24 protein-coding genes are annotated in these 26,497 nt (G+C 61.0%); 12 read left to right on the forward strand and 12 right to left on the reverse strand.

Going from position 1 to position 26,497, the window contains the following annotated elements; translation table 11 throughout:
* The first annotated feature begins 7 nt into the window (after nt 1-7).
* Nucleotides 8-2,233, forward strand: a complete 2,226-nt coding sequence (gene ppk1 / locus ACU680_RS15345) for a polyphosphate kinase 1 (protein ID WP_041072035.1) — start codon at nt 8-10, stop codon at nt 2,231-2,233.
* Between the two features lie 177 nt (nt 2,234-2,410).
* Here the strand turns inward: ppk1 and ppx are convergent, their stop codons facing one another.
* The 5 genes from ppx to ACU680_RS15370 form a co-directional block, all read right to left on the reverse strand.
* Nucleotides 2,411-3,913 carry an exopolyphosphatase gene (gene ppx / locus ACU680_RS15350; protein WP_400760829.1) on the reverse strand — a complete coding sequence of 501 codons (1,503 nt, stop codon included), beginning with the start codon at nt 3,911-3,913 and terminating at the stop codon, nt 2,411-2,413.
* 242 nt (nt 3,914-4,155) lie between these two features.
* Nucleotides 4,156-4,893 carry an amino acid ABC transporter ATP-binding protein gene (locus ACU680_RS15355; RefSeq protein ID WP_007968440.1) on the reverse strand — a complete coding sequence of 246 codons (738 nt, stop codon included), beginning with the start codon at nt 4,891-4,893 and terminating at the stop codon, nt 4,156-4,158.
* Nucleotides 4,880-5,530 carry an amino acid ABC transporter permease gene (locus ACU680_RS15360; protein WP_007968438.1) on the reverse strand — a complete coding sequence of 217 codons (651 nt, stop codon included), beginning with the start codon at nt 5,528-5,530 and terminating at the stop codon, nt 4,880-4,882. The genes ACU680_RS15355 and ACU680_RS15360 overlap by 14 nt, the downstream gene beginning before the upstream one ends.
* Nucleotides 5,527-6,195, reverse strand: coding sequence for an amino acid ABC transporter permease (locus tag ACU680_RS15365; protein WP_007968436.1), 669 nt, complete (start codon nt 6,193-6,195; stop codon nt 5,527-5,529). The genes ACU680_RS15360 and ACU680_RS15365 overlap by 4 nt, the downstream gene beginning before the upstream one ends.
* A 22-nt stretch (nt 6,196-6,217) precedes the next feature.
* A complete protein-coding gene (locus ACU680_RS15370) occupies nt 6,218-7,003 on the reverse strand; it encodes a transporter substrate-binding domain-containing protein (RefSeq protein WP_448179881.1) in 786 nt (261 codons plus the stop codon).
* Nucleotides 7,004-7,259: 256 nt separating this feature from the next.
* Here ACU680_RS15370 and ACU680_RS15375 point away from each other — a divergent pair, with 256 nt between their 5' ends.
* From ACU680_RS15375 to ACU680_RS15400, 6 genes are all read left to right on the forward strand, one after another.
* The gene (locus tag ACU680_RS15375) at nt 7,260-7,967 is read left to right on the forward strand and encodes a FadR/GntR family transcriptional regulator (protein ID WP_448179882.1); all 708 of its coding nucleotides are present in this window, start codon (nt 7,260-7,262) and stop codon (nt 7,965-7,967) included.
* 120 nt (nt 7,968-8,087) lie between these two features.
* Nucleotides 8,088-8,417 (forward strand): thioredoxin TrxA, encoded by a 330-nt coding sequence (gene trxA / locus ACU680_RS15380; RefSeq protein ID WP_003206727.1) that lies wholly within the window; start codon nt 8,088-8,090, stop codon nt 8,415-8,417.
* Between the two features lie 248 nt (nt 8,418-8,665).
* Nucleotides 8,666-9,925, forward strand: coding sequence for a transcription termination factor Rho (rho, locus tag ACU680_RS15385; RefSeq protein WP_003229334.1), 1,260 nt, complete (start codon nt 8,666-8,668; stop codon nt 9,923-9,925).
* Between the two features lie 194 nt (nt 9,926-10,119).
* Nucleotides 10,120-12,120 (forward strand): acyltransferase family protein, encoded by a 2,001-nt coding sequence (locus tag ACU680_RS15390; protein WP_448179883.1) that lies wholly within the window; start codon nt 10,120-10,122, stop codon nt 12,118-12,120.
* 69 nt (nt 12,121-12,189) lie between these two features.
* Nucleotides 12,190-13,656: a 4-hydroxy-3-polyprenylbenzoate decarboxylase gene (gene ubiD / locus ACU680_RS15395; RefSeq protein ID WP_007968427.1), complete on the forward strand. Its 1,467-nt coding sequence runs from the start codon at nt 12,190-12,192 to the stop codon at nt 13,654-13,656.
* Nucleotides 13,656-14,624: a CDP-6-deoxy-delta-3,4-glucoseen reductase gene (locus ACU680_RS15400; protein ID WP_329697061.1), complete on the forward strand. Its 969-nt coding sequence runs from the start codon at nt 13,656-13,658 to the stop codon at nt 14,622-14,624. The genes ubiD and ACU680_RS15400 overlap by 1 nt, the downstream gene beginning before the upstream one ends.
* Nucleotides 14,625-14,660: 36 nt before the next feature.
* Here ACU680_RS15400 and ACU680_RS15405 read toward each other — a convergent pair whose 3' ends face one another.
* Nucleotides 14,661-15,134, reverse strand: a complete 474-nt coding sequence (locus tag ACU680_RS15405) for a sn-glycerol-3-phosphate transporter (RefSeq protein ID WP_448179884.1) — start codon at nt 15,132-15,134, stop codon at nt 14,661-14,663.
* 354 nt (nt 15,135-15,488) lie between these two features.
* On the opposite strand from ACU680_RS15405, the gene ACU680_RS15410 reads away from it, so the two are divergent.
* The gene (locus tag ACU680_RS15410; protein WP_007968422.1) at nt 15,489-16,157 is read left to right on the forward strand and encodes a gamma-glutamylcyclotransferase; all 669 of its coding nucleotides are present in this window, start codon (nt 15,489-15,491) and stop codon (nt 16,155-16,157) included.
* Here the strand turns inward: ACU680_RS15410 and glpT are convergent.
* Entirely contained in the window at nt 16,133-17,482 is a 1,350-nt protein-coding gene (gene glpT, locus ACU680_RS15415; protein ID WP_003229323.1) for a glycerol-3-phosphate transporter, read from the reverse strand. The genes ACU680_RS15410 and glpT overlap by 25 nt on opposite strands.
* Nucleotides 17,483-17,707: 225 nt before the next feature.
* On the opposite strand from glpT, the gene ACU680_RS15420 reads away from it, so the two are divergent.
* Both ACU680_RS15420 and ACU680_RS15425 read left to right on the forward strand, forming a co-directional pair.
* The gene (locus ACU680_RS15420; protein WP_448179885.1) at nt 17,708-18,337 is read left to right on the forward strand and encodes a flagellar basal body-associated protein FliL; all 630 of its coding nucleotides are present in this window, start codon (nt 17,708-17,710) and stop codon (nt 18,335-18,337) included.
* Between the two features lie 178 nt (nt 18,338-18,515).
* The gene (locus tag ACU680_RS15425; protein ID WP_448179886.1) at nt 18,516-19,130 is read left to right on the forward strand and encodes an energy transducer TonB; all 615 of its coding nucleotides are present in this window, start codon (nt 18,516-18,518) and stop codon (nt 19,128-19,130) included.
* An 82-nt stretch (nt 19,131-19,212) separates the two neighbouring features.
* Here ACU680_RS15425 and ACU680_RS15430 read toward each other — a convergent pair whose 3' ends face one another.
* Complete coding sequence (locus ACU680_RS15430) at nt 19,213-20,190, reverse strand: NADPH:quinone oxidoreductase family protein (protein WP_448179887.1); 978 nt, start codon at nt 20,188-20,190, stop codon at nt 19,213-19,215.
* A gap of 150 nt (nt 20,191-20,340) precedes the next feature.
* On the opposite strand from ACU680_RS15430, the gene ACU680_RS15435 reads away from it, so the two are divergent.
* Nucleotides 20,341-20,748: a flagellar basal body-associated protein FliL gene (locus tag ACU680_RS15435; protein ID WP_027610485.1), complete on the forward strand. Its 408-nt coding sequence runs from the start codon at nt 20,341-20,343 to the stop codon at nt 20,746-20,748.
* A 16-nt stretch (nt 20,749-20,764) separates the two neighbouring features.
* Here the strand turns inward: ACU680_RS15435 and ACU680_RS15440 are convergent, their stop codons facing one another.
* The 4 genes from ACU680_RS15440 to ACU680_RS15455 all read right to left on the reverse strand — a co-directional run bounded on the left by ACU680_RS15440 (nt 20,765) and on the right by ACU680_RS15455 (nt 26,142).
* Nucleotides 20,765-21,883, reverse strand: coding sequence for an ABC transporter permease (locus ACU680_RS15440; RefSeq protein ID WP_448179888.1), 1,119 nt, complete (start codon nt 21,881-21,883; stop codon nt 20,765-20,767).
* Entirely contained in the window at nt 21,883-24,609 is a 2,727-nt protein-coding gene (gene rbbA, locus ACU680_RS15445) for a ribosome-associated ATPase/putative transporter RbbA (RefSeq protein ID WP_448179889.1), read from the reverse strand. The genes ACU680_RS15440 and rbbA overlap by 1 nt, the downstream gene beginning before the upstream one ends.
* Nucleotides 24,606-25,571 (reverse strand): HlyD family secretion protein, encoded by a 966-nt coding sequence (locus ACU680_RS15450; RefSeq protein ID WP_448179890.1) that lies wholly within the window; start codon nt 25,569-25,571, stop codon nt 24,606-24,608. The genes rbbA and ACU680_RS15450 overlap by 4 nt, the downstream gene beginning before the upstream one ends.
* A gap of 121 nt (nt 25,572-25,692) precedes the next feature.
* Entirely contained in the window at nt 25,693-26,142 is a 450-nt protein-coding gene (locus ACU680_RS15455; protein ID WP_007968408.1) for an EVE domain-containing protein, read from the reverse strand.
* 197 nt (nt 26,143-26,339) lie between these two features.
* Between ACU680_RS15455 and ACU680_RS15460 the strand changes: the two genes are divergently transcribed.
* Entirely contained in the window at nt 26,340-26,495 is a 156-nt protein-coding gene (locus tag ACU680_RS15460) for a hypothetical protein (protein WP_367086142.1), read from the forward strand.
* Nucleotides 26,496-26,497 lie beyond the last annotated feature (2 nt).

Raw genomic sequence — 26,497 nt, forward strand, 5'->3', positions numbered from 1 at the left:
ACATTCGATGAATACCGAAGGACTCACTGAAGTTGCAGTAAAAGAAGCTCAACCGGTGGTGGAGCAAATCACCGAAACTCCGCCGGAACTCGAGCCTGCGCCACCCGCGCCGGTCACCGAAGCCGTCGCGGCGGCGCCGGTGATTGCGATCCCCGGGCTGGATGACAGCAGCCTGTACATCCACCGCGAGCTCTCGCAACTGCAATTCAACATCCGCGTGCTGGAACAGGCGCTGGACGAGTCCTATCCGTTGCTGGAGCGGCTGAAGTTCCTGCTGATCTTCTCCAGCAACCTCGACGAATTCTTTGAAATTCGCGTCGCTGGCCTGAAAAAGCAGATCACCTTCGCTCGCGAACAGGCCGGTGCCGACGGTCTGCAACCGCATCAGGCGCTGGCGCGGATCAGCGAGTTGGTGCACGGTCACGTTGACCGCCAGTACGCGATCCTCAACGACATCCTGCTGCCGGAACTGGAAAAGCATCAGGTGCGCTTCATCCGTCGCCGTCACTGGACGACCAAGATCAAGACCTGGGTGCGCCGCTACTTCCGCGACGAGATCGCGCCGATCATCACCCCGATCGGCCTCGACCCGACGCACCCGTTCCCGTTGCTGGTGAACAAGAGCCTGAACTTCATCGTCGAACTGGAAGGCATCGACGCCTTCGGTCGCGATTCCGGTCTGGCGATCATCCCGGCACCGCGCCTGCTGCCACGGATCATCAAGGTTCCGGAAGAAGTAGGCGGCCCGGGCGACAACTATGTGTTCCTTTCGTCGATGATCCACGCCCACGCCGATGACCTGTTCCAGGGCATGAAGGTCAAGGGTTGCTACCAGTTCCGCCTGACCCGAAACGCCGACCTGGCGCTCGACTCCGAAGACGTCGAAGACCTTGCGCGCGCTCTGCGTGGCGAACTGTTCTCGCGACGCTACGGCGATGCGGTGCGTCTGGAAGTCGCCGACACTTGCCCGAAACACCTGTCGGACTATCTGCTCAAGCAGTTCAACCTGAGCGAGACCGAGCTGTATCAGGTCAACGGCCCGGTCAACCTGACCCGTCTGTTCAGCATCACCGGTCTGGACAGCCACCCGGAGCTGCAATACACGCCGTTCACCCCGCAGATCCCGAAACTGCTGCAGAACAGCGAGAACATTTTCAGCGTCGTGAGCAAGCAGGACATCCTGCTGCTGCACCCGTTCGAGTCGTTCACTCCGGTGGTCGATCTGCTGCGTCAGGCCGCCAAGGACCCGCATGTTCTGGCGGTGCGCCAGACCCTGTACCGCTCTGGCGCCAACTCCGAGATCGTCGATGCGCTGGTGGACGCCGCGCGTAACGGCAAGGAAGTCACCGCGGTCATCGAACTGCGCGCACGCTTCGACGAAGAGTCCAACCTGCAACTGGCCAGCCGTCTGCAAGCGGCCGGTGCGGTGGTGATCTACGGCGTGGTCGGCTTCAAGACCCACGCCAAGATGATGCTGATCCTGCGTCGCGAGGCCGGCGAGATCGTGCGTTACGCGCACCTCGGCACCGGTAACTACCACGCCGGCAACGCCCGTCTGTACACCGACTACAGCCTGCTGACTTCCGACGACGCGTTGTGCGAAGACGTCGGCAAACTGTTCAGCCAGTTGATCGGCATGGGTAAAACCCTGCGCATGAAGAAACTGCTGCATGCGCCGTTCACCCTGAAGAAGGGCATGCTCGACATGATTGCCCGGGAAACCCAGTTCGCCGTCGAAGGCAAACCGGCGCACATCATTGCCAAGTTCAACTCGCTGACCGATCCGAAGATCATTCGCGCGCTGTACAAGGCCAGTCAGTCCGGCGTGCGCATCGATCTGGTGGTGCGTGGCATGTGCTGCCTGCGTCCGGGGATTGCCGGGGTTTCGCACAACATCCATGTGCGCTCGATCATCGGTCGCTTCCTTGAACACACCCGAGTGTTCTACTTCCTCAACGGCGGCGAGGAGCAGATGTTCCTCTCCAGCGCCGACTGGATGGAACGCAACCTCGACAAACGCGTCGAGACTTGCTTCCCGGTGGAAGGCAAGAAGCTGCTGACCCGCGTCAAGAAAGAGCTGGAGCTGTACCTGACCGACAACACCCACAGCTGGAGCCTGCAGTCGGATGGCCGTTACATCCGCAACACGCCAACCGGCAACCAGAACCCGCGCAGTGCGCAGGCGACCTTGCTGGAACGTCTGGGCAGCCCGATTCTGCCGGTGAGCAGCTGATCTTCAGCCCAATAAAAAAGGCGATCCCTCGGGATCGCCTTTTTTGTACCTACATGCATTCATTCGTGGTGAGGGGATTTATCCCCGATGGGCGCGAAGCGGCCCCGGTCTTTTTCGCCAAGAATTCTGGGACTGCTCCGCAGTCCATCGGGGATAAATCCCCTCGCCACAAGGTTATCAGTGGACTGTTAGCACGATGCCAACCCGCGTCAGCCAGTCGGCTTCGAGGCCAAAGTCGGCCTGGGTCAGCTGATTCTCATCCAGCCAGTTCTCCGGGAATTCCACGTCAAGGGTGTTGCCTTTGGCGTGCAGCGTCACTTGCGGCATCGCCTGGGTGCCACGGATGTGGTGGAACAGGATGGCGAAGCGCAGCAGCACGCACAGGCGGATCAGCTTGTCGCCGTCGTCACCGAACTCGGCGAACTTGTCCTTGGGGATGTTACGGCGATGGCCGCGCACCAGCAACGCGAGCATTTGCTGGTCTTCACGGGAGAAACCGGCGAGATCCGAGTGTTCGATCAGGTAGGCGCCGTGCTTGTGGTAGTGGTAATGCGCGATGTCGAGGCCGACTTCGTGGACCTTCGCCGCCCAACCGAGCAGTTCGCGCCAGATACCGTCATCCAGCTCCCAATCCACGGCAACCTGATCGAAGGCGTGCAGGGCTTTGCGTTCAACCCGCGCCGCTTGTTCCAGATCGACGTGATAACGCTCCATCAGCGAAGTCAGGGTGCGCTCGCGCACGTCTTCGTGATGATGGCGGCCGAGCAGGTCGTAGAGCACGCCTTCACGCAGCGCGCCTTCGCAATGATCCATGCGCTGCAGTTCGAGGGCGTCGAAGATCGCCTCGAGAATTGCCAGGCCTGCCGGGAAGATCGCGCGACGGTCAGGCTTGATGCCTTCGAAGTCGATCTTGTCGACGTCACCCAGTTTGAACAGGCGACGCTTGAGCCACGCCAGGCCTTCGGCATTCACTTCACCGGTGCCATGCCCGCCGGCCTTCAGCGCCAGGCCGATGGCGCGGATGGTGCCCGAGGAGCCGATGGCTTCATCCCAGGTCAGGCGGTGCAGGGCGTGCTCGATGCTCATGATCTCCAGCCGTGCCGCCGTGTACGCCTGGGCGTAACGGGCCGGGGTGATCTTGCCGTCCTTGAAATAACGCTGGGTGAAGCTGACGCAGCCCATTTGCAGGCTTTCGCGCAGCAGCGGTTCAAAACGCTGCCCGATGATGAATTCGGTACTGCCGCCGCCGATGTCGGCCACCAGGCGCTTGCCCGGGGTGTCGGCGAGGGTGTGCGAAACGCCCAGATAAATCAGCCGCGCTTCTTCACGGCCGGAGATGACTTCCACCGGGTGGCCAAGGATCTCTTCGGCGCGGTGGATGAATTCCAGGCGATTGCGTGCTTCGCGCAGGGCGTTGGTGCCGACGATCCGCACGGCGCCCAGTGGCATGCCGTTGATCAGTTGGGCAAAGCGCTTGAGGCAGTCGAGGCCACGCTGCATCGATTCTTCGTTGAGATGGCGCTCATCGTCGATACCGGCGGCGAGCTGCACTTTCTCTCCGAGGCGCTCCAGGATGCGGATTTCACCGTTCTGGGCCTTGGCCACGACCATGTGGAAGCTGTTGGAGCCCAGGTCGATTGCGGCGATCAAGGACAGATTCTTGGCTTTGGATTGCGGCATGGTCAGGGGGTCTCGGTCGATAACCCCGCCATCGTGCCACGATCAAACGCTGACGCCAACGCGCATGGCTCAAACCGTTGATCCAACACAGCTTCTGTGGCGAGGGAGCTTGCTCCCGCTGGGCTGCGAAGCGGTCCTGAAGCCATTCACCTTGCGATTCAGGCAAATCGCGGTCGACAGGTTTCACGACTGCCGCGCAGCCGAGCGGGAGCAAGCTCCCTCGCCACAGAGGATGTGCCGGCTCAGTTGGCGGCTTCCACGGTACCAATGAAATTCGCCAGCTCCGCCGTCTGCGGATGGGCAAACAACACCTTCGGATCCCCCACTTCATGCACTTTGCCATGGTGCATGAACACCAGTTTGTCGCCGACTTCCCGGGCAAAGCGCATTTCGTGGGTGACCATGATCAAGGTCATGCCTTCCTTGGCCAGTTGGCGCACCACGGCGAGCACTTCGTTGACCAGTTCCGGGTCCAGCGCCGAAGTGATCTCATCGCACAGCAACACTTTCGGTGACATCGCCAGCGCCCGGGCAATCGCCACCCGCTGTTGCTGCCCACCGGACAAACGATCCGGGAAGGCGTCGAACTTCTCCCCCAGCCCGACGCGCTCAAGCATCTTGCGCGCCAGTTCGGCCGCCTTGGCCTTCGGTACTTTTTGCACCACTTGCGGGGCGAGCATCACGTTTTCGCCCACGGTCAGGTGCGGGAACAGGTTGAACTGCTGGAACACCATGCCGACTTTCTGCCGCAAGCTGCGCAGATCGGCGCGGGCGGCGTCGAGGTATTCGCCGTCGACTTCGATCACACCGTCGTTGATCGACTCCAGGCCGTTGAGGGTGCGCAGCAGGGTCGATTTACCCGAGCCGCTGCGGCCGATGATCGCCACCACCTGGCCTTCCTCGACGCTCAGGTCGATGCCTTTGAGCACGTGGTGGTCGCCGTAGTATTTATGCAGGGCGGAAATTCTAAGCAGAGGCATGCAGTCTCCTTTCCAGGTAGCGCGCACTGAGCGACAAGGGGTAGCAGAGCAGGAAGTAGCCGAGGGCGACGAGGCCGTAGACCATGAACGGTTCGAAGGTGGCGTTGGCGAGCATGCCGCCGGTCTTGGTCAGCTCGGTGAAGCCGATGATCGAGGTCACCGCCGTGCCTTTCACCACTTGCACCGAGAAACCCACGGTCGGCGCCACCGCGATGCGCAGCGCCTGCGGCAGGATCACGTAGCGCAACTGCTCCAGTGGATTCAGTGCCAGGCTCGACGAGGCTTCCCACTGGCCATTGGGGATCGCTTCGACGCAACCGCGCCAGATCTCCGCCAGATAGGCACTGGTAAACAGGGTCAGGGCAATCGCCGCCGCCATCCACGGCGAGATTTCAATCCCGGCCAGCGCCACGCCGAAGAACACCAGAAACAGTTGCATCAGCAACGGTGTGCCCTGGAACAATTCGATCCAGGTGCGAGCGATGTTGCTCGGCAACGGGTTCTTCGAGATGCGCATGACCAGAATCAGCAGCCCGACGATCCCGCCGCCAATGAACGCCACCAGCGACAGCGCCAGCGTCCATTGCAGACCGGTAAGCAGGTTGCGCAGGATGTCCCAGAAGGTGAAGTCGCTCATCGGCTGCTCCTTGCGATATAGCGGCGACCGACCCAGTTCAGCAACTGGCGGATCAGCAGCGCCATGCACAGGTAGATCAGCGTGGTCAGCGCATAGGTTTCAAAGGCGCGGAAGTTGCGCGACTGAATGAAGTTGGCAGCGAAGCTCAGCTCTTCGGTGGCGATCTGCGAACACACCGCCGAGCCGAGCATGACGATGATGATCTGGCTGCTCAGGGCCGGCCAGACCTTGCCCAGTGCCGGCAGCAGGATCACGTGGCGGAACGCTTCGAAACGGCTCATCGCCAGTGCGGCGGCGGCTTCCAGTTGGCCGCGCGGGATCGCCTGGATGCCGGCGCGAATGATCTCGGTCGAGTACGCACCGAGGTTGATCACCATCGCCAGCACCGCTGCCTGCCACTCGGAAATCTGCACCCCAAGCGACGGCAGGCCGAAGAAGATGAAGAACAGCTGCACCAGAAACGGCGTGTTGCGGATCAACTCGACGTAGACGCCGAAGAGTGCCGAGAACGGGCGGATGTTCCACGCCCGCACCAGCGCGCCGACGATGCCCACGCCAACCCCGAACAGCGCACCAATGGCCGTCAGTTCCAGGGTGAACAGGGCGCCGCGCAACAGCAGGTCGGTGTTTTGCAGCACCGGCATGAAATCGAACTGATAAGCCATCGATTGTCTCCCGCGCGCCCGATCAGAGATCGGCCGGCAGTGGCTCCTTGAGCCAGGTCTGCGAGTTTTTCTCCAGCGCACCATCAGCCTTGGCGGTGGCGAGGATCTCGTTGACCTTGCCCAGCAGCGCCGGCTCGTTCTTGTTGACGCCGACGTAGACCGGCGAATCCTTGAGCTTCACTTTCAGCGCCGGCACGCGTTTCGGGTTCTTCTCGCTGATCGCCACCATCACCACGTTGCCGCTGGCGATCAGGTCCACTTGCCCGGCGAGGTAGGCGGCGATGGTCGAGTTGTTGTCTTCGAAACGTTTGATGGTCACGCCTTCGGGGGCGACCTTGGTCAGCTCGATGTCTTCGATCGCGCCACGGGTGACGCTGATGGTTTTGCCTTTAAGGTCGTCGAGCGTAGAGATGGCGGCATCAGGCGGGCCGAACACGGCGAGGTAGAACGGTGCGTAGGCGTGGGAGAAGTCGATGACTTTCTCGCGCTCCGGGTTCTTGCCCAGGCTGGAGATCACCAGATCGACCTTGCCGGTGGTGAGGAACGGAATGCGGTTGGTGCTGTTGACCGGGGTCAGCTCGAGTTTGACCTTGAGTTGCTCGGCCAGCAGTTTTGCCGTGTCGATGTCCAGGCCACGGGGTTTCATGTCCGGGCCGACCGAGCCGAACGGCGGGAAGTCCTGAGGCACGGCGACTTTCAGTGTGCCGCGTTTGACCACGTCGCCCAGACCGTCGGCATGGGCGGGGGCCTGGCTCAGCATCAGGCTGGCAAACAGGGCGGTGAGGAGGGCGCTGTAACGCAGGCTCATGGCAAATCTCCGGATCGGCGGGAAGTGATTTCTGCGATCGGACAGAGCATGCGCCGTGCCAATACTCGGATTCATCCCCGGCAGGCCGCGGGTTTGCCGGGTTTGTTCGGTCTTACTGGTCTGAACAGTCAGGTTGTATTTCGCACCCCGATAGCGCATCGGCAGCGGGCGCCGAACCCTGCTGGGGCACGACTTGCCGGATCCGGTGAATAGCTTTACAACTAGCCGCACCTTGGCCTGGCTCGTCCGAAAAACCATGAACTCGATCTCTCGCGCCGTACCCGAAGTGGCGCTGCAAGCGATTCGCAAACTGATCACCGAGCAGGGTTTCGGTGCGGGCGATGCGTTGCCGTCGCAACGGGATCTGGCGGTGCAACTGGGGGTCAGCCGGGCGTCGTTGCGCGAGGCGCTGTCGTCGCTCAGTGCGCTGGGTGTGGTCACTATCCAGCCGGGCAAAGGCGTGTTCGTACAGGCGCCGGTGGAGATTGCGCAAGGTGACAATGCGCCGGGCTGGCCGTTTGCGGCGCAGGCTTCGCCGCTGGACATCTTTCAGTTGCGCTATGCGCTGGAGGGTTTTGCCGCCGGGCTGGCAGCGGTGACCCTGAGCACGTTCGACCTGGATGCGCTGGAGGACAACGTCGCGGCGATGCGCGAGCAATTGAAGGCCGGCGATTTCGAGGCGGCGGCGAAACTCGACTTCGAATTTCACCGGCGCATTCTGCTGGCCAGCGGCAATCAGGCGATGCTGAGCATCCTCACCGCCAGCGCCGAAATCTTTCTGGAGAGCCAGAAGCTACCGTTCATCCGCGCCGAGCGGGCGATGGAAACCTGGCAGGAGCACCGCAAGATCCTTCGTGCGCTGGCGCGCCGGGCATCCGCTGCGGCCCAGAAGGCCATGCAGGAACACGTGCGCAACGCCGCCCTGCGCACCGGAATTTCCTTCATTGCCCCTGCCACGGCGTGACTTGGGCTATACCCAAACTCATCGAGTGCCATAGCAAGACTCAATCAACTGCAGCTTCCTGAACAAGGGAAGGGCGGCTATGATGGGCCACGTTTTTTTGCTTACAACCTGGAGAATTCCATGAGCAGCGATCTTATCAAACACGTTAGCGACGCCAGCTTCGAAGCCGACGTACTCAAGGCCGAAGGCGCTGTACTGGTCGACTACTGGGCTGAATGGTGCGGCCCTTGCAAAATGATCGCTCCGGTTCTGGACGAGATTGCCGAGACTTACAAAGGCAAGCTGACCGTTGCCAAACTGAACATCGACGAAAACCAGGAAACCCCGGCCAAGCATGGCGTGCGTGGTATCCCGACGCTGATGCTGTTCAAGAACGGCAACGTTGAAGCGACCAAAGTCGGCGCCCTGTCGAAGTCGCAACTGGCTGCTTTCCTCGACGCCAACATCTAAGCGTCGCAGTAAATCGCCGAAAAAAAGCCTCGCAATTTGCGGGGCTTTTTGCGTATTCAGGGCTAGACGCTCCGAAACTCAGGTGGTACATTCGGCCCCGCACTGGTTTCTCCACTGCCCCCTGCTAGCCGTCGCCGACGCACTCCTTTTCGAACAAGTTCGCGATCCTGTCGCCTTCTCCGCGGCGCGGCCTCATTAAGCCAAAAGCTTAATTTCCCCCCCTCCATAAATGATTACGTCATTCCTATATGAATCTGACTGAACTCAAGCAAAAGCCGATTACCGAACTGCTCGAATTGGCCGAACAGATGGGCATAGAAAATATGGCCCGTTCGCGCAAGCAGGACGTGATTTTCTCCCTGCTGAAAAAGCACGCGAAAAGCGGCGAGGAAATCTCCGGTGATGGCGTGCTGGAGATTCTCCAGGACGGCTTCGGCTTCCTGCGCTCCGCTGACGCTTCCTACCTGGCCGGCCCGGACGATATCTACGTCTCGCCGAGCCAGATCCGTCGTTTCAACTTGCGCACCGGTGACACCATCGTTGGCAAGATCCGCCCTCCGAAGGAAGGCGAGCGTTACTTCGCTCTGCTCAAGGTCGACACGATCAACTTCGATCGTCCGGAGAACGCGAAGAACAAGATTCTCTTCGAGAACCTGACCCCGCTGTTCCCGACCGTGCGCATGAAGATGGAAGCCGGTAACGGTTCCACCGAAGACCTGACCGGTCGTGTGATCGACCTGTGCGCCCCAATCGGCAAAGGCCAGCGTGGTCTGATCGTTGCACCGCCGAAAGCCGGTAAAACGATCATGCTGCAGAACATCGCCGCGAACATCGCGCGTAACAATCCTGAAGTTCACCTGATCGTGCTGTTGATCGACGAGCGTCCGGAAGAAGTAACCGAAATGCAGCGCACCGTGCGCGGCGAAGTGGTTGCCTCGACCTTCGACGAGCCGCCGACCCGTCACGTGCAGGTTGCCGAAATGGTGATCGAGAAGGCCAAGCGCCTGGTCGAACACAAGAAGGACGTGGTGATCCTGCTCGACTCCATCACCCGTCTGGCCCGTGCCTACAACACCGTGATCCCGAGCTCCGGCAAGGTGCTGACCGGTGGTGTTGACGCCCACGCCCTGGAGAAACCGAAGCGTTTCTTCGGCGCGGCGCGCAACATCGAAGAAGGCGGCTCGCTGACCATTATCGCCACCGCACTGGTTGAAACCGGTTCGAAGATGGACGAAGTGATCTACGAGGAGTTCAAGGGTACCGGCAACATGGAGCTGCCGCTGGACCGCAAGATTGCGGAAAAGCGCGTCTTCCCGGCGATCAACATCAACCGTTCCGGCACCCGCCGCGAAGAGTTGCTGACCGCCGATGACGAACTGCAGCGCATGTGGATTCTGCGCAAACTGCTGCACCCGATGGACGAAGTGGCTGCCATCGAGTTCCTGGTCGACAAGCTGAAAACGACCAAGACCAACGACGAGTTCTTCCTGTCGATGAAGCGCAAGTAACATCGCCGGTTGAACCGATAAAAAGGGCGCCCCTTTGGGGGGCGCCTTTTTTTTGCATGAAATTTACCCCGGCAATGGGAGGTTCCTGATCTGGTAAGGTCTGTGATCGGGCAACCCACAAACAGCGCTCGGAGCCTCTGTGATAAGGCTCGTGCTGTACAAAAAACAACCATCTGATTGGCATTAAAGATTTTATGAGCACACTCGCTTATCGAAGGGATATCGACGGCCTGCGCGCAGTCGCAGTGATCGCCGTAGTGCTGTTCCATTTTGGCGTCCCGGGGTTTACCGGCGGTTTTGTCGGCGTGGACGTGTTCTTCGTGATTTCCGGCTACCTCATCACCTCGATCATCTGGAATCAGCGTCAGGCCGGGCGTTTCAGCTTCGTCGAGTTCTGGGCGCGGCGTGCGCGGCGGATTCTGCCGGCGCTGTTCGCGATGATCATTGCGGTGCTGGCGGTGGGCTGGTTCCTGCTGGCGCCCAAAGACTATGAAGAGCTCGGGCGCTCGGTGCGCTATCAGGTGACGTTCGTCTCAAACATCCTGTTCATGCGCCAGGACGGCTACTTCGACGTCGCCTCTGACCTCAAACCGCTGCTGCACACCTGGTCACTGGCGGTGGAGGAGCAGTTCTACATCTTCTTCCCGCTGCTGCTGACGTTGCTCTCGAGCCGCCTGAAACACTGGCGGCTGGCGCTGTTCGGCGTGCTGCTGGTGTCGTTCGGTCTGAGTGTGTGGGCGATCCAGCATCATCCGGAAAAGGCTTTCTTCCTGCTGCCGATGCGCGCCTGGGAGTTGCTCGCCGGAGCGATGCTGGCGGTCGCGCCGAAACACGCCTGGCGCTTGAAGCCGCTGGCCGCCCAGGCCTTGAGCCTGCTCGGCATGGGGTTGATCCTGCTGGCGGTGTTTGCCTATGACAAGTCGACGCCGTTCCCGGGTGTCACGGCGTTGCTGCCGGTGCTGGGCGTGGTGCTGCTGATTCTGGCCAACGGTCATCGCGAAACGCTGGTAGGGCAATTGTTGAGCAGCCGGGTGATGGTCGGCCTCGGGCTGATCTCCTATTCCTGGTACTTGTGGCACTGGCCGGTATTCGTGTTCTCCAGCTACGCCAGTGTCGATGAACCGGGCGCACTCGACACGGCCGGACTGATTCTGCTGACCCTGGTGCTGGGGTATCTGTCGTGGAAGTTCGTCGAAACGCCGTTTCGTGAACGGCGCTTGCTCGCCGGGCGGCGGCAGATTCTGCTGGCCGGTTTCTGCGGGATTCTGCTGCTTGGTCTGGCCGGGCAATCGCTGCGCTGGACCGATGGCCTGCCATGGCGCTTGTCCGAGCAAGCGCTGCAATACGCCAAGGGCCGCGAGTGGCGGCCGGAGCTGATGGCGTGTCTGGCGGATGACAAGACCCCTGACGACAAGCTGTTCTGCCAGTACGGCGTGAAGGATCTGCCGACCCGTGCGCTGGTCTGGGGCGACAGCCATGCCACGGCGCTGATCCCGGTGTTCGATGACGGTGCCAAAGCCCACGGTGTCAGCGTGATTCTGGCCAGTTCTCCGGGTTGTATTCCGGTCGACGGCCTGGAGCATGACGGTGTCTGTGCGCGCTTCAACAAGCGGGTCGAACAGGGGCTGAAAACCCAGGCGATCAGCGATGTGGTGCTGGTCGCGCGTTGGAGTCTCTATTTGTACGGTGACGCCAAGGGCGATCTGGGCCATGTGCTGCGAACGCCCGATGGCCGCTATGATCGTGCCGATGCCGAGCGGCGCTTTGCCGAGGGGCTGCATGCGCGGGTCACACAATTGCGGGCGGCCGGGCATCGCGTATGGCTGGTGAAAGAGGCGCCGTTGCAGGCGTTCAGTCCACCGTATCGACTGACGCGGCTGGCGATGCTCGATCGCCCGGTGGATGACGTCGGTCTGGCCGTTGAGGCGCACCACAAGCGTCAGGTGTTCATCAGTCAGTTGTTAGCGCAGTTGGCGCAGAATGATCCGGCAGTGCGCGTGGTCGATCCGGCGCCGCGACTGTGTGATGAAAACGGCCTGTGTCACGCCGAACTCGGTGGGTATTCGCTGTACACCGATGACAATCACCTGTCCGAAGTCGGTGCGCGGTTTGTGGCACCGATCCTTGAGCCGCTGTTTATCGGCCTGCAAGGCCGGGAAAACCTTGGCAAAGCGCAGACGAATGCAGCCAAGTAAGCAGCGACAGGCTGCCACAGGGCTGCATAGCAGGTAGGATGTACGCCTATTTTGAGGGTGCCATCGTCAATGAAATTCAAGGATCTTCGGGATTTCGTGCAGCAGCTTGAGCAGCGCGGAGAGTTGAAACGCATCCAGATTCCCGTCTCGCCGGTGCTGGAAATGACCGAGGTGTGCGACCGCACACTGCGGGCCAAAGGCCCGGCGCTGCTGTTCGAGAAACCCACCGGCTACGACATTCCGGTGCTCGGCAACCTGTTCGGCACCCCTGAGCGGGTGGCGATGGGCATGGGCGCCGAGTCGGTCAGCGAACTGCGCGAGATCGGCAAGCTGCTGGCTTTCCTCAAGGAGCCGGAGCCGCCGAAGGGCTTGAAGGACGCGTGGTCGAAACTGCCGATCTTCCGCAAGATCATCTCGATGGCGCCGAAAGTCGTCAAAGACGCGGTGTGCCAGGAAGTGGTCATCGAAGGCGACGACGTCGATCTGGCGATGCTGCCGGTGCAGACCTGCTGGCCCGGCGACGTCGGCCCGCTGATCACCTGGGGCCTGACCGTCACCAAGGGCCCGAACAAGGAGCGCCAGAACCTCGGTATCTACCGTCAGCAAGTGATCGGCCGCAATAAGGTGATCATGCGCTGGCTTAGTCACCGTGGCGGTGCACTGGACTTCCGCGAGTGGTGCGAGAAGCATCCGGGTCAGCCGTTCCCGGTCTCCGTGGCTCTCGGCGCCGACCCTGCGACCATCCTCGGCGCGGTCACCCCGGTGCCGGACAGCCTCTCCGAATACGCTTTCGCCGGCCTGCTGCGCGGTAACCGTACCGAGCTGGTCAAGTGCCGTGGCAACGACCTGCAAGTGCCGGCCACTGCCGAAATCATCCTCGAAGGCGTGATCCATCCGGGCGAAATGGCCGACGAAGGCCCGTACGGCGACCACACCGGTTACTACAACGAAGTCGACAGCTTCCCGGTGTTCACCGTCGAACGCATCACCCACCGGATCAAGCCGATCTATCACAGCACCTACACCGGCCGTCCACCGGATGAGCCGGCGATCCTCGGCGTGGCGCTGAACGAAGTGTTCGTGCCGATCCTGCAGAAGCAGTTCCCGGAAATCACCGATTTCTACCTGCCGCCGGAAGGCTGCTCGTACCGCATGGCCGTGGTGACGATGAAGAAGTCGTATCCGGGGCATGCCAAGCGCGTGATGCTCGGTGTCTGGTCGTTTTTGCGACAGTTCATGTACACCAAGTTCGTTATCGTCACTGACGACGATATCAACGCCCGGGACTGGAACGACGTGATCTGGGCCATCACCACGCGCATGGACCCCAAGCGCGACACGGTGATGATCGACAACACGCCGATCGACTACCTCGACTTCGCCTCGCCGGTGTCCGGCCTGGGCTCGAAAATGGGCCTGGATGCCACCCACAAGTGGCCGGGCGAAACCACTCGCGAGTGGGGCCGCGTAATCGTCAAGGACGACGCCGTCACCCAGCGGATCGATGCCATCTGGAATCAGTTAGGAATAGATTGATGCGTGTAACCCTGCAGCCCTCCGGAGCGGTGCTTGAGATACGGCCCGGCGAGCGGATTCTCGATGGTGCGCGGCGCCTGGGCTATGAATGTCCGCAAAGCTGTCGCAATGGCAATTGCCACGTGTGTGCGGCGCTGTTGGTGGAAGGCCGGGTCGAGCAGGCCGGCAAGGTGCACGACCACGGCGAGTTCTACACTTGCATAGCCGAGCCGCTGGAAGACTGCGTCCTGCTGTGGGATGGCGTGCTCGCGCTGGGAGAACTGCCGGTGCGCAGCCTGTCGTGTCAGGTCATCGAATGCCGGGATGTCGGCGGCGACACCTGGCGCGTGCGTCTGCGTGCGCCGGCCGGCAAGCCGCCGCGCTATCACGCCGGGCAATACCTGATGATCGAGCGTGAGAACGGCGAGAAATCGGCGTTCTCCATGGCCTCGGCGCCGCACGGCGGGCGTGATCTGGAAATCCATGTGCTGGCCCGTGAAGCCAGTGCGCTGAGCCTGATCGAACAGCTGCAACGCAACCCGCTGGTGCGCGTCGAGCTGCCGTTCGGCGACACCCACCTCGCCGAATTGCCTGACGGTCCGCTGGTGCTGATCGCCGCCGGCACCGGCATGGGGCAGATTCACAGCCTGATCGAACACTGCCGCGCCAACGGTTTCAAACACCCGGTGCATCTGTACTGGGGCGTGCGCCGTCCGGAAGACTTCTACCAGATCGAGCATTGGGACGAATGGCTGAAGCTGCCCAACCTGTTCCTGCACAAAGTCGTCAGCGACCAGTGCGGTTGGGAAGGGCGCTGCGGGATGTTGCACCAGGCCGTGTGCGAAGACTTCCCGGATCTGAAGTCCCTGCACGTCTACGCCAGCGGCTCGCCGGCGATGGTTTACGGCACGCTGGATGCGCTGGTGGAAGCCGGCATGGATGCGCACCAGATGCGCGCCGATGTATTTGCGTATGCGCCTCGGTCTTGACCCGCGCGAATTGACTCGCGCTCTGGCCCCCCGCCCCTAGAAACGTACGCCGCTGGTCACCATCGCCGCGTTGGCGCCGAGAAATACCAGCTCGGCAGCCAACGGGCCATAGTGAGTACCTACAGAAGGGATGATCACCGGCGCAACGCCGTAGTGGTTCAACGGGATCTTGTCCTTGTAGTCACCGCGATAACCCTGCAACAGCCCACCGGTGACTTTCAGATACAGCGGGTACTCGCTGCTGTCATAGCGCTTGCCGACATAGGCATAGTTCGAGCGCTGGCGGAACGAGTTGCGGAAAGTTGCCCCGCCAAAGACCCAGCCGGAAGCCTGATTACGTTCGATGCCGATCAGGTCCTGATGATTATTGTGTTCGGGGTCGGGCGAATAATGTCGGGTGTAGACGCTGGTCTGGGCATACCAGAAGCCTTTGTCCTGTGCATCGTCCTCGGCCAATGCATGGCCGGCCTGAGTCATCAGCAATGCGGCCAGAAGTCTTGGGATTTTCATTGTGCAGCCTCGGTCAAACGGAATGGCTTGCGCCAGAGGAAGGCCGTTATACGTAGGCGTTCAGCGACGGAGAAGAAAGAAAGTCCGATATTTTAGTAGGAAGTTTCCCGCGCCTTCATGAACGAAACCTGAACGAGCGAAGGCTTATGCATATTTCATTCGGGTATTTAAGATATTTCTGCAATGGTATTAGGCTATATAAAACCGCATGGCAGGGGCTGATAATCCCCAATTAACGCTATCGGGCAGGTCATACATCCTTTAGCACTTTTCGTTTTACAGTTACTGCTATATGTTCTATCAAGCGAATTGTGCTTACATCTTGTAATACTTGCGGGGCCGAACACTTCCGTCATGACAGCCATTGAATCTGCTTTTGTGAATCTGGCTTATCCTCCGCGGCTCGATCTGGGGCCGCAGCTGACCCACGAACAACTTCTCGTCTCGATGCAATCGACCATGGCGCGCCACAAGGGCGGGCCGGTGTGGCTGTTCGCCTACGGTTCGCTGATCTGGCGTCCGGAGTGCACGGCTGTGGAGCGGGTGCGCGGGCGGGTGCATGGCTATCATCGTGGCTTGTACCTGTGGTCACACGAGCACCGCGGGACGCCGGAAATGCCCGGGCTGGTGTTTGGTCTGGATCGCGGCGGTTCGTGCAGCGGCTTCGCCTATCGGTTGCCGGAAGAGAATCTCGACAGTGCGTTGTACGCGCTGTGGAAACGCGAGATGCCGTTTCCGTCCTATCGCCCGCACTGGCTCAACTGCCGACTCGAAGATGGCAGTCAGGTTCAGGCGCTAGGGTTTGTTCTGGAGCGACACCTGCCCAGCTACGCCGGCAACCTGCCGGATCATGTGCTGAGCCAGGTGTTTGAAAGCGCTTGCGGGCGCTACGGCACCACTCGCGATTATGTCGAGCAGACCGCCCACGCCCTGCGCAGCCACGCCATGCCGGATCGAAATCTGGAGGCGCGGCTCAAGCGCTGTAGATCACAAAGCGATCAAGCGACCGCTTCGCGGCTCTGACTGGCGACTTGTTTGTGCCATAGCGTCGGCGCCAGGAAGGCCATCGACAGCAGGCAAGCGCCCACCAGCAACACGAAACCACCGTCCCAGCCGAAGTGGTCAACGGTGTAGCCCATCGCCGCACTTGCCGCGACCGAACCACCCAGATAGCCGAACAGACCGGTGAAGCCCGCTGCCGTACCGGCGGCTTTCTTCGGTGCCAGTTCCAGCGCCTGCAGACCGATCAGCATCACCGGGCCGTAGATCAGGAAGCCGATGGAGAACAGCGCGATCATGTCCACGGTCGGGTTGCCGGCCGGGTTCAGCCAATAAACCAGGGTCGCCACGGTCACCAGCGCCATGAACACCATGCCGGTCAGGCCACGGTTGCCACGGAAGATCTTGTCCGACATCCAGCCGCACAGCAGCGTGCCCGGGATGCCCGCCCATTCGTAGAAGAAGTAGGCCCACGAAGTCTTGTCGACGTCGAAATGCTTGGCTTCTTTGAGGTAGGTCGGTGCCCAGTCCAGTACGCCGTAACGCAGCAGGTAGACGAAGACGTTGGCCATGGCGATGTACCAGAGCATTTTGTTGCGCAGCACGTATTTGACGAAGATTTCCTTGGCACTGAATTCGTCTTCGTGGCTGGCGTCGTAGCCTTCCGGGTAGTCGTTCTTGTACTTTTCGATCGGCGGCAGGCCGACCGATTGCGGGGTGTCGCGCATGGTGATGAAGGCAAACACCGCCACGCCCAGCGCCACCGCTGCCGGAACGTAGAAGGCTGCGTGCCAGTCATTGAACAGGCCCATGCCGATCAGGAACAGCGGGCCGATAAGGCCGCCGCCGACGTTATGCGCCACGTTCCACACCGAAACCACGCCGCCACGTTCCTTCTGCGACCACCAGTGCACCATGGTGCGTCCGCTCGGCGGCCAGCCCATGCCCTGGGCCCAGCCGTTGATGAACAGCAGGATGAACATCATGGTCACGCTGGACGTTGCCCACGGCGCGAAACCGAAAATGAACATCACCCCGGCCGACACCAGCAGGCCGAACGGCAGGAAGTAACGCGGGTTGGAACGGTCGGAGACCAGGCCCATCAGGAATTTGGACAGGCCGTAGGCTATGGCGATGGCCGACATTGCCAGACCCAGATCGCCACGGCTGTAGCCTTCGTCGATCAGGTACGGCATGGCCAGCGAGAAGTTTTTGCGCAGCAGGTAATAACCCGCGTAGCCAAAGAAGATACCGGCGAAGATCTGCCAGCGCAGGCGTCGGTAAGTACTGTCTATTTTTTCTTCAGGCAATGGAGCCTGATGTGCGGCAGGACGAAAGAAAGCAAACATTCAAGAGCTCCAGATTTCTTGTTTTGACTGCGGATGCGAATGTTACAGTTTCGTTACCGAAAATAGCACCAGTTCGCATTGGCAAAACAGTGGAAATGTTGGAATTCGCGCGTTCTTTTACGAACCTGTCGCTCAGCTGTAAGAACAGGGCGTTTTCACCACTTATGAACATGGAGTGACTTAGACTCGCGGCCCGTCCAGTCGATTGATCAGCCGAGATAAGCAATGTCACTGAAGGTTCGCATGTTGGTGCCGAGATTTTTGGTGGCAGCGGGACTTGCCGTCGTGTTGCTGACATTGATCGTCACCGATCATCCTTCTCATTCCGGCCTGCGCAACGCCACGGTGCTGATCATTCGGCATGCGGAAAAACCGGATACGGGACCGGTGCTCAATGCCCGAGGCGAACAGCGCGCCGCTGCCTATGTCGACTATTTCAATCCGCTGCAGGTCGACGGCCAGACGTTCACCCCCCAGCGTTTGATTGCTGCCGGCGATACCCCGGAAAGTTCGCGCTCACGCCTGACCCTGACCCCGCTGGCCCAGCGCCTGAACCTTGCGATCGAGCAGCCCTACGTCAATGGCGACCTGCATCAACTGGTCAAACTGTTGCGCAAGAGCAATCAGGCGCAGACGGTGCTGATCGCCTGGCACCACGGCCATATCAATAAACTGCTCAAGGCCTTTGGCGGTGACCCCACAGCCCTGATGGGCCAGGAAAAATGGCCGGATGAGGTCTTCGACTGGCTGATCGTCCTGCGCTTCGACGACAAGGGTCGGCTGATTCCGTCGCGCAGCCTGAAGGTGCAGGAGCACCTGTTGCCAGGTGACTCGGCCGGGCCGAGCGGCGGCTAAACGTCCGTCAGAAAATGTACCTACTCCCATTTGCCCAACGGTTTCGTCAGATTTCCCGTCGGGATCAGGAAATGTCCTGCATCCAAAAGCGAAGCTGCGCCATTCAGTTAAAAGGGCGCGCTCCGTAACCTTTGTGCTGTTGCCGGATAAGGCATCTCACTCGGGAAGGGGCGCGATCATGCGGTGGTTTTTTGCGGGGATTTTATTGACGATCTTCAGTCTTGCACTGGCGGCAGAAGGTTTACTGATACCTGAAAATAATCCCCAGCCGATTTATCCAAAGATGTTGTCCAGGGCTGGGGTCGAAGGCGAGGTCAGGGTCAGCTTCATGGTCAAGGCCGATGGTTCGGTCAGCGCGATCGACATTGTGCGAAGTGATCATCCCGATCTGGCTGAGGCGGTCAAAGACGCAATAACACAGTGGCGCTTCAGACCTTGGACGGTTGAGGACGGTCGGCCTGCGCAGCAGTCTGTCGTGGCGCCGATGCTCTTTCGATTGGCCAGGGATCAGCCGATCGACATCAACCAGTGGCTGAAGTCAGTAAAGTGTCGGGTCATCAATGACGGTTTCAGAAACATGCCCGAGGAAGCCTGGGTCGACGCAAAAGTGTTTCATTACACCCGTGCTTACGTTTCGAACGTGATCCACAAGAGTCAAATGGCCGATGAACAACGTCTGGCAATAATCGCCAGGATGAACCGGCGCGTACCGATGATCGTCAGAGGCTGCCGGGAAGCCCCTATGCGTAGATACATGAGTTTTCTGCCGGGAGAGGTTCGTGAGTTGCTTTGAAAACCAGCGCCGCCGAAAGTGACACTGCGTTGCTGCCTGGGGCGGATCAGGCCGGCGCCGAGAGTCACCGGCCTGAAAAAACTCAGCGCACCTGCACCACCACCTTGCCCACCGCCTTGCGCTGCCCCAGATCGTTGATCGCCTGCGCCGCATTGCTCAGGGGATAAACCTGCGATACCAGCGGTTTCAACTTGCCCTCGGCGAACCAGCCGAACAGTTGCTGGAAGTTCGCCGCGTTGTCCTGCGGCTGGCGCTGGGCGAAGGAGCCCCAGAATACGCCGAGTACCGCTGCGCCTTTGAGCAGCGCGAGGTTGACCGGCAGTTCGGGGATGCGTCCGCTGGCGAAGCCGACCACCAGCAGCCGTCCGTTCCAGGCGATGGCGCGGATGGCCTGATCAAACAGGTCGCCGCCGACCGGGTCGTAGATCACGTCGGCGCCCTGGCCGTCGGTGAGGCGTTTGATTTCATCCTTGAGGCTGGTTTCGCTGTAGTTGATCAGTTCATCGGCGCCGGCGGCCTTGGCCACGGCGAGTTTTTCCGCGCTGCTGGCGGTGGCGATGACCCGGGCACCCATGGCTTTGCCGATTTCCACCGCCGCCAGGCCGACGCCACCGGAAGCGCCGAGCACCAGCAAGGTCTCGCCCGGTTGCAGATTGGCCCGTTGTTTGAGGGCGTGCATCGAAGTGCCGTAGGTCATGCTGAACGCGGCGGCGCTGTTGAAGTCCATCGACGGCGGGATTGGCAGCACGTTGTAGCCCGGCACCGCGACCTGCTCGGCGAAGCTGCCCCAGCCGGTCAGGGCCATGACCCGGTCACCGACTTTCAGATGGCTGACTTTCTCACCGACGGCGCTGACCACGCCGGCCGCTTCGCCCCCCGGCGAAAACGGGAAGGGCGGCTTGAACTGGTATTTGCCCTCGATGATCAGCGTGTCCGGGAAGTTGACCCCGGCGGCGTGCACCTCCAGCAGGATTTCGTTCTTCTTCGCGACAGGACTGGCGACGTCTTCCAGCACCAGCGATTCGGCAGGGCCGAAGGCTTTGCACAGCACGGCTTTCATCAGGGCTATTCCTTTGGGAGTGATGGCCGATAAGTGTAGGTGTGTCAGTCAACGGGTCAACGAGCATGCCCGGCCCTGATAGTCAGCCATAAGCTTGTGCTTGCGCGGCGGGTCGTTATGCTAGGCCGCAAACCGGATAAGGAGCGAATTGTGAAAGCGTGGATCATGTTGTTGCTGGCCCTGTCTCTGCCTGTGGCAGCGCTGGCCGAAGAAGCCAAAGAAGGCGAGGCACCGAAGGTCAACTACATCACCCTGAGCCCGCCATTCGTGGGCAACTACGGGCTGGACGGCACACCGAAGCTGAAGGTCTACAAGGCCGACGTGGCGCTGCGTGTGACCGGCGAAGAGGCGACCAAACTGGTCAAGGCCAACGAGCCGCTGATCCGCAATCAACTGGTGGCGCTGTTCACCCAGCAGACCACCGAGGCGATGGGCAGCATCGAAGGCAAGGAAAAACTGCGTCAGGAAGCCCTGAAGCAGACCCAGCAAGTGATGAATGACGAGACCGGCAAACCGGTGGTGGAAGATCTGTTGTTCAACAACCTGATCATTCAGTAACCACGCTGGCCGCTGTTCAGGACGCCAGGCTTTTGCGAAAGCGCGCCAGTGCGATAACGAAGAACAGCAGGCCGATGGCCGTCAGCGCCAGCAAGTCCGGCCAGACCACGCTCAGCCCGGCGTCGCGAAACAGAATCGCGGCGCTGAGGCTGACAAAGTGTGTGGACGGCGAACCCTGCATGACCCACTGCAGCCACTGCGGCATGCTGTCCAATGGCGTGCTGCCGCCGGACAGCAGCGACATCGGGATGATCACCGGAATCGCCAGCAGGCCGAACTGCGGCGTCGAACGCGCGAGCGTCGCCAGAAAGATGCCCAGCGCGGTACTGGCAAACAGATAAACCGCAGTCACCAGCAAAAACAGGCTCATCGAGCCGGCCAACGGCACATCCAGCAGGCCTTTGACCACCACCTCCAGCGACAGCCAGGTGCACAACACCACCACCAACAGGTTGCTCCAGATTTTCGCCAGCATGATTTCCAGCGCCGTCAGCGGCAGCACCAGCAAATGGTCGAGCGTGCCGTGTTCGCGTTCGCGCAGCAGCGCCGTGCCGGTAAGGATGATCGCCAGAATGGTGATGTTGTTGACGATCTGAATCACCGCCAAAAACCAGCCGCCCTCCAGATTGGTGTTGAACAGAGAGCGGGTAGTCAGTTGCACGGGCGCCTTGGCGGCTGCATCGCCCTGACCGGCATAGTCGAGCAATTCGCGCTGGAAGATCCGGCCGATATAGCCGGCTCCCATGAATGCCTGGCTCATGGCCGTGGCATCGACGTTGACCTGAATCGCCGGTTGCCGCGCGGCGAGCAAGTCGGTTTGAAAGCCCGCCGGGATGTTGATGACGAAGGTGTACTGACCGCTGTCCATGACCTGATCCAATTGCGCATAAGGCAACAGCACCGGCGTCTGGAATTCCGGCGGCTGCAGGGCCTGGGCCAACTGGCGCGAGAGGGCGCTGTGATCTTCGTCGACGATCGCCACACTGGCGTTGTGCACGCCGATCACCGAGCCGGCGGCGGGCATGTAGATCGCCACGGTGAAGGCGTAGAACAGGAACAGCAGCAACACGCTGTCATGGCGCAGGCTGGTCAGCTCCTTGAGTCCCAGGCGCAGGATGTGCGCGAACTTGTGCATCAGGCCTCCTGCTTTTTCAGCATGATCAGGCTCAGCCCGGTGAACCCGACAAAGAACCCGAACAGCGCCAGGCACTGCGGCCACAGCTGACGCAAGTCCAGCGCTTTGGTGAACGTGCCCACCGCGATGTCGAGGAAATGCCCCGCCGGAAACAGCATGCCCATCACTGCTGCCGCACCTTCCAGTGACGAGCGCGGCACGATCAGCCCGGAGAACTGGATAGTCGGCAGGCTGGTGATGATCATGGTGCCGAGGATTGCGGCGATTTGCGTGCGGGTGAACGCCGAGATCAGCAGGCCCATGCTGGTGGTCGCCAACACGTACAGCAGACCGCCGAACGCCAGCGTCAGCAGGCTGCCCTTGAACGGTACGCCGAACAACCAGCGGTTCATCGCCACCAGCAGCGCCAGGTTGACCAGGCTGATCAACAGATACGGCGTCTGTTTGCCCAGCAGAAACTCCAGACGGGTCAGGGGTGTGGCGTAGAAGTTGGTGATCGAACCCAGCTCCTTTTCGCGGACGATGCCGAGCGCCGTGAGCATCGCTGGAATGAAGGCGAGGATCAGCGCCATGACCCCGGGGCCGATGGCGTTGACGCTGACCACGTCCTGGTTGTAGCGAAAGCGGGTTTCCAGGCTGGCCGCCGCCGGGTGGGCCAGCGCGGGGCTGCTCTGCTCGGCCAGCTGTTGCAGATTGCCCAGGTGCACGGCTTCGACATAGTTACGGCTGGTTTCGGCGCGAAACGGCATGCCGCCATCCAGCCACGCCGCCACAGCGGGTTGGCGCCCGGCGTACAGATCGCGGCCGAATCCGGGGGGAATCTCCAGCGCCAGTTTGATTTCCGAGCGTTGCAGGCGCCGGTGCAGTTGCTGCGGATCATGAATGGCCGGCTGTTCGTCGAAGTACCGGGAGCCGCGAAACGCCTCCAGATAAGCCCGGCTCTGCGGCGTCTGATCCTGGTCGTACACGGCGAACGCGAGGTTTTCCACGTCCAGCGAGATGCCGTAACCGAAGATCACCATCATGAAAATCGCCCCGGCCAAGGCGAACGCCATGCGCACTTTGTCGCGCAGTAGCTCCTTGCCTTCGCGACTGGCCACGGCCAACAGGCGACCAAGGCTGAAACCGTGCTGGGGCACTGGTGTTGTCGCAGCGCTCGGTGGCGCCATTTGCGGCTCGGCCACAGGCGCTGATGGTTGAGCGCCCTGAGCCTGTTCCAGGCAAGTGACGAAGGCCGCTTCCAGTGTCTCCCCCGCAAACTGGCGTTGCAGCGCCGCCGGGGTGTCGCAGGCGAGGACCTTGCCCGCGTGCATCAACGAGATGCGGTCGCAGCGCTGCGCTTCGTTCATGAAATGCGTGGAGAGGAAGATCGTCACGCCCTGTTCGCGGGACAACTCGATCAACAGCCGCCAGAAGTCATCGCGAGCTGCCGGATCGACGCCGGAAGTCGGCTCGTCGAGAATCAGCACTTCAGGGCGATGCAATACGGCCACCGCCAATGACAGACGCTGGCGCAGCCCAAGGGGCAGGGCACCTGCCGGCTGATCAGCGACGCCGCGCAGATTGAAGCGCTCGATCAACGCTTCGATGCGTTGCGCGCTCTCGGTTTTGGGCAGGTCGAACAGCCGCGCGTGCAGTTCGAGGTTCTGCCGCACACTGAGTTCGCCATACAACGAAAAACTCTGCGACATGAAGCCGACCCGCTTGCGCGTGGCCAGATCCTTGGCATTAACCGGGTTGCCGAGCAGCGTCGCACTGCCTTCACTGGCCGGCATCAGCCCGGTCAGGACCTTCATGGTGGTGGTCTTGCCGCAGCCGTTGGAGCCAAGAAAGCCGAAAATCTCGCCACGCCCAATGGCAAAACTGACGTGATCCACAGCGGTGAAATCGCCGAAGCGCAGCGTCAGGTCGTGGGCTTCGATGGCGATGTCGCTGCAATTGCCGGTGCGCGGTGGAATCACCAGCGGCTGAGCGTCATGCTGGCTGTCGCCCTGGAAGTGGGTGAAGGCGTCATCGAGTTTGCCGCTGGGGGTGACGGTGGCCAGTTCACGGCTCAGGCCGGTGGCAATCAACTGGCCGGCGTCGAGCATCAGGCAATGCTCGAACTGCTCGGCTTCTTCCATATAGGCCGTGGCGACCAGCAGCGTCAGTTGCGGGCGCTGGCGTCGCACGTCGTCGACCAACTCCCAAAAGCGCCGGCGCGAGAGTGGGTCGACGCCGGTGGTCGGCTCGTCGAGGATCAGCAGATCCGGTTCATGGATCAGCGCGCAACACAGCCCGAGTTTCTGTTTCATGCCGCCGGACAACTTGCCGGCGGGGCGCTCGGCGAACTTCAGCAGATCCGTGGCGAGCAGCAGGCTGTGCATGCGTTGCTCGCTTTCAGTCTTCGACAGGCCGAACAGGGTCGAGAAGAACTGGATGTTCTCGCGGATCGACAGCTCTGGGTACAGGTTGCCGCCCAGGCCCTGCGGCATGAAGGCGATGCGCGCATAGAGTGTGTCGCGATGCCGGCGATCCTCGATCGCGCCACCGAGCACCTCCAGTTGCCCTTGCTGCAAGGTCTTCACGCCGGCAATCAATCCCAGCAGGCTCGACTTGCCCGCACCATCGGGGCCGATCAGCCCGCAGCGGGTACCGGCGGGCAGGCTGAAGGCGATGTCGCTCAGCGCTTGCTGTTTACCGTAGCGGTGGGCGATACCGGTCGCTTGAACCGCAAGGCCGCTCATTGCAGATTGGCCGGCCATTCGACGGGCGCGATCCGCACGTAGCCGGCCCCGGGCATGCCGGGTTTGGCTTGCGGCACGGCGCTGGGCTGGACCAGGCGCAGCTTGACGCGGAACACCAGTTTTTGCCGCTCGTCGCGGGTCTCGACCTCTTTGGGGGTGAACTGCGATTTGGCCGCGACGAAGCTGATTTTTGCCGGCAGCGGGTTATCGGGCAAGGCATCGAGCAGCACGCGCGCCTCATCGCCCACCGCCAGGCGTCCGGCCACTGCGGCTGACAGATAGAGATTCATGTATTGGTCGTTGGGATCGATCAGCAGCAAGACCCGGCCACCGGCCCCCAGCACTTCACCCGGTTCGGCCATGCGCAGCTGGATCACGCCATCAATCGGCGCGCGCAGACTGCTGTCGTCAATTTCACTGGTCAACTGTGCGACTTGAGCCTGTGCCGCGCCAATCGCCGCACTGACAGCAGACACCTGGGCCCGGGCGGCGACAACGGCAGCGTTGCCAGTGCCGATGCGTGACTGCAACTGATCGATGATCTGCGCGCTGACGTAACCGTGCTTGAACAGTGACTGCGAGCGGCCAAGCTCCTGTTGGGCCAGCAGCAGCTCACTCTGGCGCAATTGCACATTGGCCTGAGCGGCGTTGAGATTTTCCCGGGCGCGCAACACTTCGGCTTCGGCCTCATGACGCTGGGCTTCGAGGGTACGGGTGTCCATGCGTGCCAGCAGTTGGCCCTTGTTGACCTTGTCGCCTTCGTCGACCAGTACCTCGGCGAGGCGCCCCGGAGTCTTGCTGGCGATCTGTACTTCAGTGGCTTCCAGCCGCCCGTTGCCCATCGACAGTCCTTCGACCAGGCGGCTGCTGATGGACATCCAGTAACCCAATCCGCCAGCGGCGGCGAGTAAGACCAGGAGCGAACCGGCGTATAGAAGTGAAGAGCGGCTGTGCATCGACATGGGGGCATCCTGCGGCTGTGGCTTCCAGTCTGACTGTTCAAGCGTTCCGTTCGCTTGATGTCAGTCAAATGAGCGTCAAGCCTAGCCCCTTTTGTCGGTAAAAACCGTGACCGGCAAGTTCTCAGCGCAAGCCGAGCACGGCGGCCCACTGTTCGGCCGTCACTGGCATGACCGACAGGCGACTGCCTTTTTGCACCAGTGGCATTTCGGCCAGCGCGGTCTGCTGTTTCAGGTAATCGAGCTTCAGCACCCGGGCAAACGTCTCGACGTGCGCAACATCGATCGCACTCCAGGCGTTTTTCTCGGGTGTGGCTTTTGGGTCGAAGTAATGGCTCTCGGGTTCCAGTGCGGTGGGATCCGGGTACGCAGCCTGAATAATCCTGCCGATTCCGGCAATCCCTGGCTCCGGGCAACTGGAGTGGTAGAAAAAGAACTCATCGCCCACCGCCATCGCCCGCAGGAAGTTGCGCGCCTGATAGTTGCGAACCCCGTCCCAGCGCGCTGTGCCGAGTTTCTCCAAACCTTTGATCGAGAGTTCGTCAGGCTCGGATTTCATCAGCCAATAGGCCATGTCTTTTGCTCCTCAAGCGGTCATTGGGCAGGTTGTCGGGCAATTTTATGACAAACCGACGGTCGGTTGACGTCAGCGTTTGCGCCGAGGTTCACGTTGTCGCAAAATGCCGGCCTTTAAAGCTTGACGCTGCTGCACGGCCTACGAACGGAAACCGCTGCTGTCATCGTGATGATGTGCCTTGAGGGGGGCAATCGATGAAACGCAAACCGGATTTGCTATGGACTTTGGTTATTTTGTTCGGCCTTGGCGTCGTGACCACCGGTTACGCGCAAAGTCTGTGGACGAGCAAGACCGATGCTCCGGTTGAAGTCGCGCAACAGGTCCAACAGTCGAGCGCCTTCAAACGCTGAAA

It is taken from the genome of Pseudomonas sp. LF020, from assembly GCF_053456425.1.

Excerpts from the sequence above, each read along its gene's own strand:
- ACU680_RS15410 (WP_007968422.1), top strand. The coding sequence starts at position 15,489 with ATGACAGCCATTGAATCTGCTTTTGTGAATCTGGCTTATCCTCCGCGG.
- ACU680_RS15390 (WP_448179883.1), top strand. The coding sequence starts at position 10,120 with ATGAGCACACTCGCTTATCGAAGGGATATCGACGGCCTGCGCGCAGTC.
- ACU680_RS15455 (WP_007968408.1), bottom strand. The coding sequence starts at position 26,142 with ATGGCCTATTGGCTGATGAAATCCGAGCCTGACGAACTCTCGATCAAA.
- ACU680_RS15375 (WP_448179882.1), top strand. The coding sequence starts at position 7,260 with ATGAACTCGATCTCTCGCGCCGTACCCGAAGTGGCGCTGCAAGCGATT.
- ACU680_RS15355 (WP_007968440.1), bottom strand. The coding sequence starts at position 4,893 with ATGCCTCTGCTTAGAATTTCCGCCCTGCATAAATACTACGGCGACCAC.
- ubiD (WP_007968427.1), top strand. The coding sequence starts at position 12,190 with ATGAAATTCAAGGATCTTCGGGATTTCGTGCAGCAGCTTGAGCAGCGC.
- rbbA (WP_448179889.1), bottom strand. The coding sequence starts at position 24,609 with ATGAGCGGCCTTGCGGTTCAAGCGACCGGTATCGCCCACCGCTACGGT.
- ACU680_RS15365 (WP_007968436.1), bottom strand. The coding sequence starts at position 6,195 with ATGGCTTATCAGTTCGATTTCATGCCGGTGCTGCAAAACACCGACCTG.
- ACU680_RS15360 (WP_007968438.1), bottom strand. The coding sequence starts at position 5,530 with ATGAGCGACTTCACCTTCTGGGACATCCTGCGCAACCTGCTTACCGGT.
- ACU680_RS15400 (WP_329697061.1), top strand. The coding sequence starts at position 13,656 with ATGCGTGTAACCCTGCAGCCCTCCGGAGCGGTGCTTGAGATACGGCCC.
- rho (WP_003229334.1), top strand. The coding sequence starts at position 8,666 with ATGAATCTGACTGAACTCAAGCAAAAGCCGATTACCGAACTGCTCGAA.
- ACU680_RS15405 (WP_448179884.1), bottom strand. The coding sequence starts at position 15,134 with ATGAAAATCCCAAGACTTCTGGCCGCATTGCTGATGACTCAGGCCGGC.
- ACU680_RS15440 (WP_448179888.1), bottom strand. The coding sequence starts at position 21,883 with ATGCACAAGTTCGCGCACATCCTGCGCCTGGGACTCAAGGAGCTGACC.
- ppk1 (WP_041072035.1), top strand. The coding sequence starts at position 8 with ATGAATACCGAAGGACTCACTGAAGTTGCAGTAAAAGAAGCTCAACCG.
- ACU680_RS15370 (WP_448179881.1), bottom strand. The coding sequence starts at position 7,003 with ATGAGCCTGCGTTACAGCGCCCTCCTCACCGCCCTGTTTGCCAGCCTG.
- ppx (WP_400760829.1), bottom strand. The coding sequence starts at position 3,913 with ATGCCGCAATCCAAAGCCAAGAATCTGTCCTTGATCGCCGCAATCGAC.
- ACU680_RS15430 (WP_448179887.1), bottom strand. The coding sequence starts at position 20,190 with ATGAAAGCCGTGCTGTGCAAAGCCTTCGGCCCTGCCGAATCGCTGGTG.
- ACU680_RS15460 (WP_367086142.1), top strand. The coding sequence starts at position 26,340 with ATGAAACGCAAACCGGATTTGCTATGGACTTTGGTTATTTTGTTCGGC.
- ACU680_RS15425 (WP_448179886.1), top strand. The coding sequence starts at position 18,516 with ATGCGGTGGTTTTTTGCGGGGATTTTATTGACGATCTTCAGTCTTGCA.
- ACU680_RS15450 (WP_448179890.1), bottom strand. The coding sequence starts at position 25,571 with ATGTCGATGCACAGCCGCTCTTCACTTCTATACGCCGGTTCGCTCCTG.
- ACU680_RS15420 (WP_448179885.1), top strand. The coding sequence starts at position 17,708 with ATGTCACTGAAGGTTCGCATGTTGGTGCCGAGATTTTTGGTGGCAGCG.
- glpT (WP_003229323.1), bottom strand. The coding sequence starts at position 17,482 with ATGTTTGCTTTCTTTCGTCCTGCCGCACATCAGGCTCCATTGCCTGAA.
- trxA (WP_003206727.1), top strand. The coding sequence starts at position 8,088 with ATGAGCAGCGATCTTATCAAACACGTTAGCGACGCCAGCTTCGAAGCC.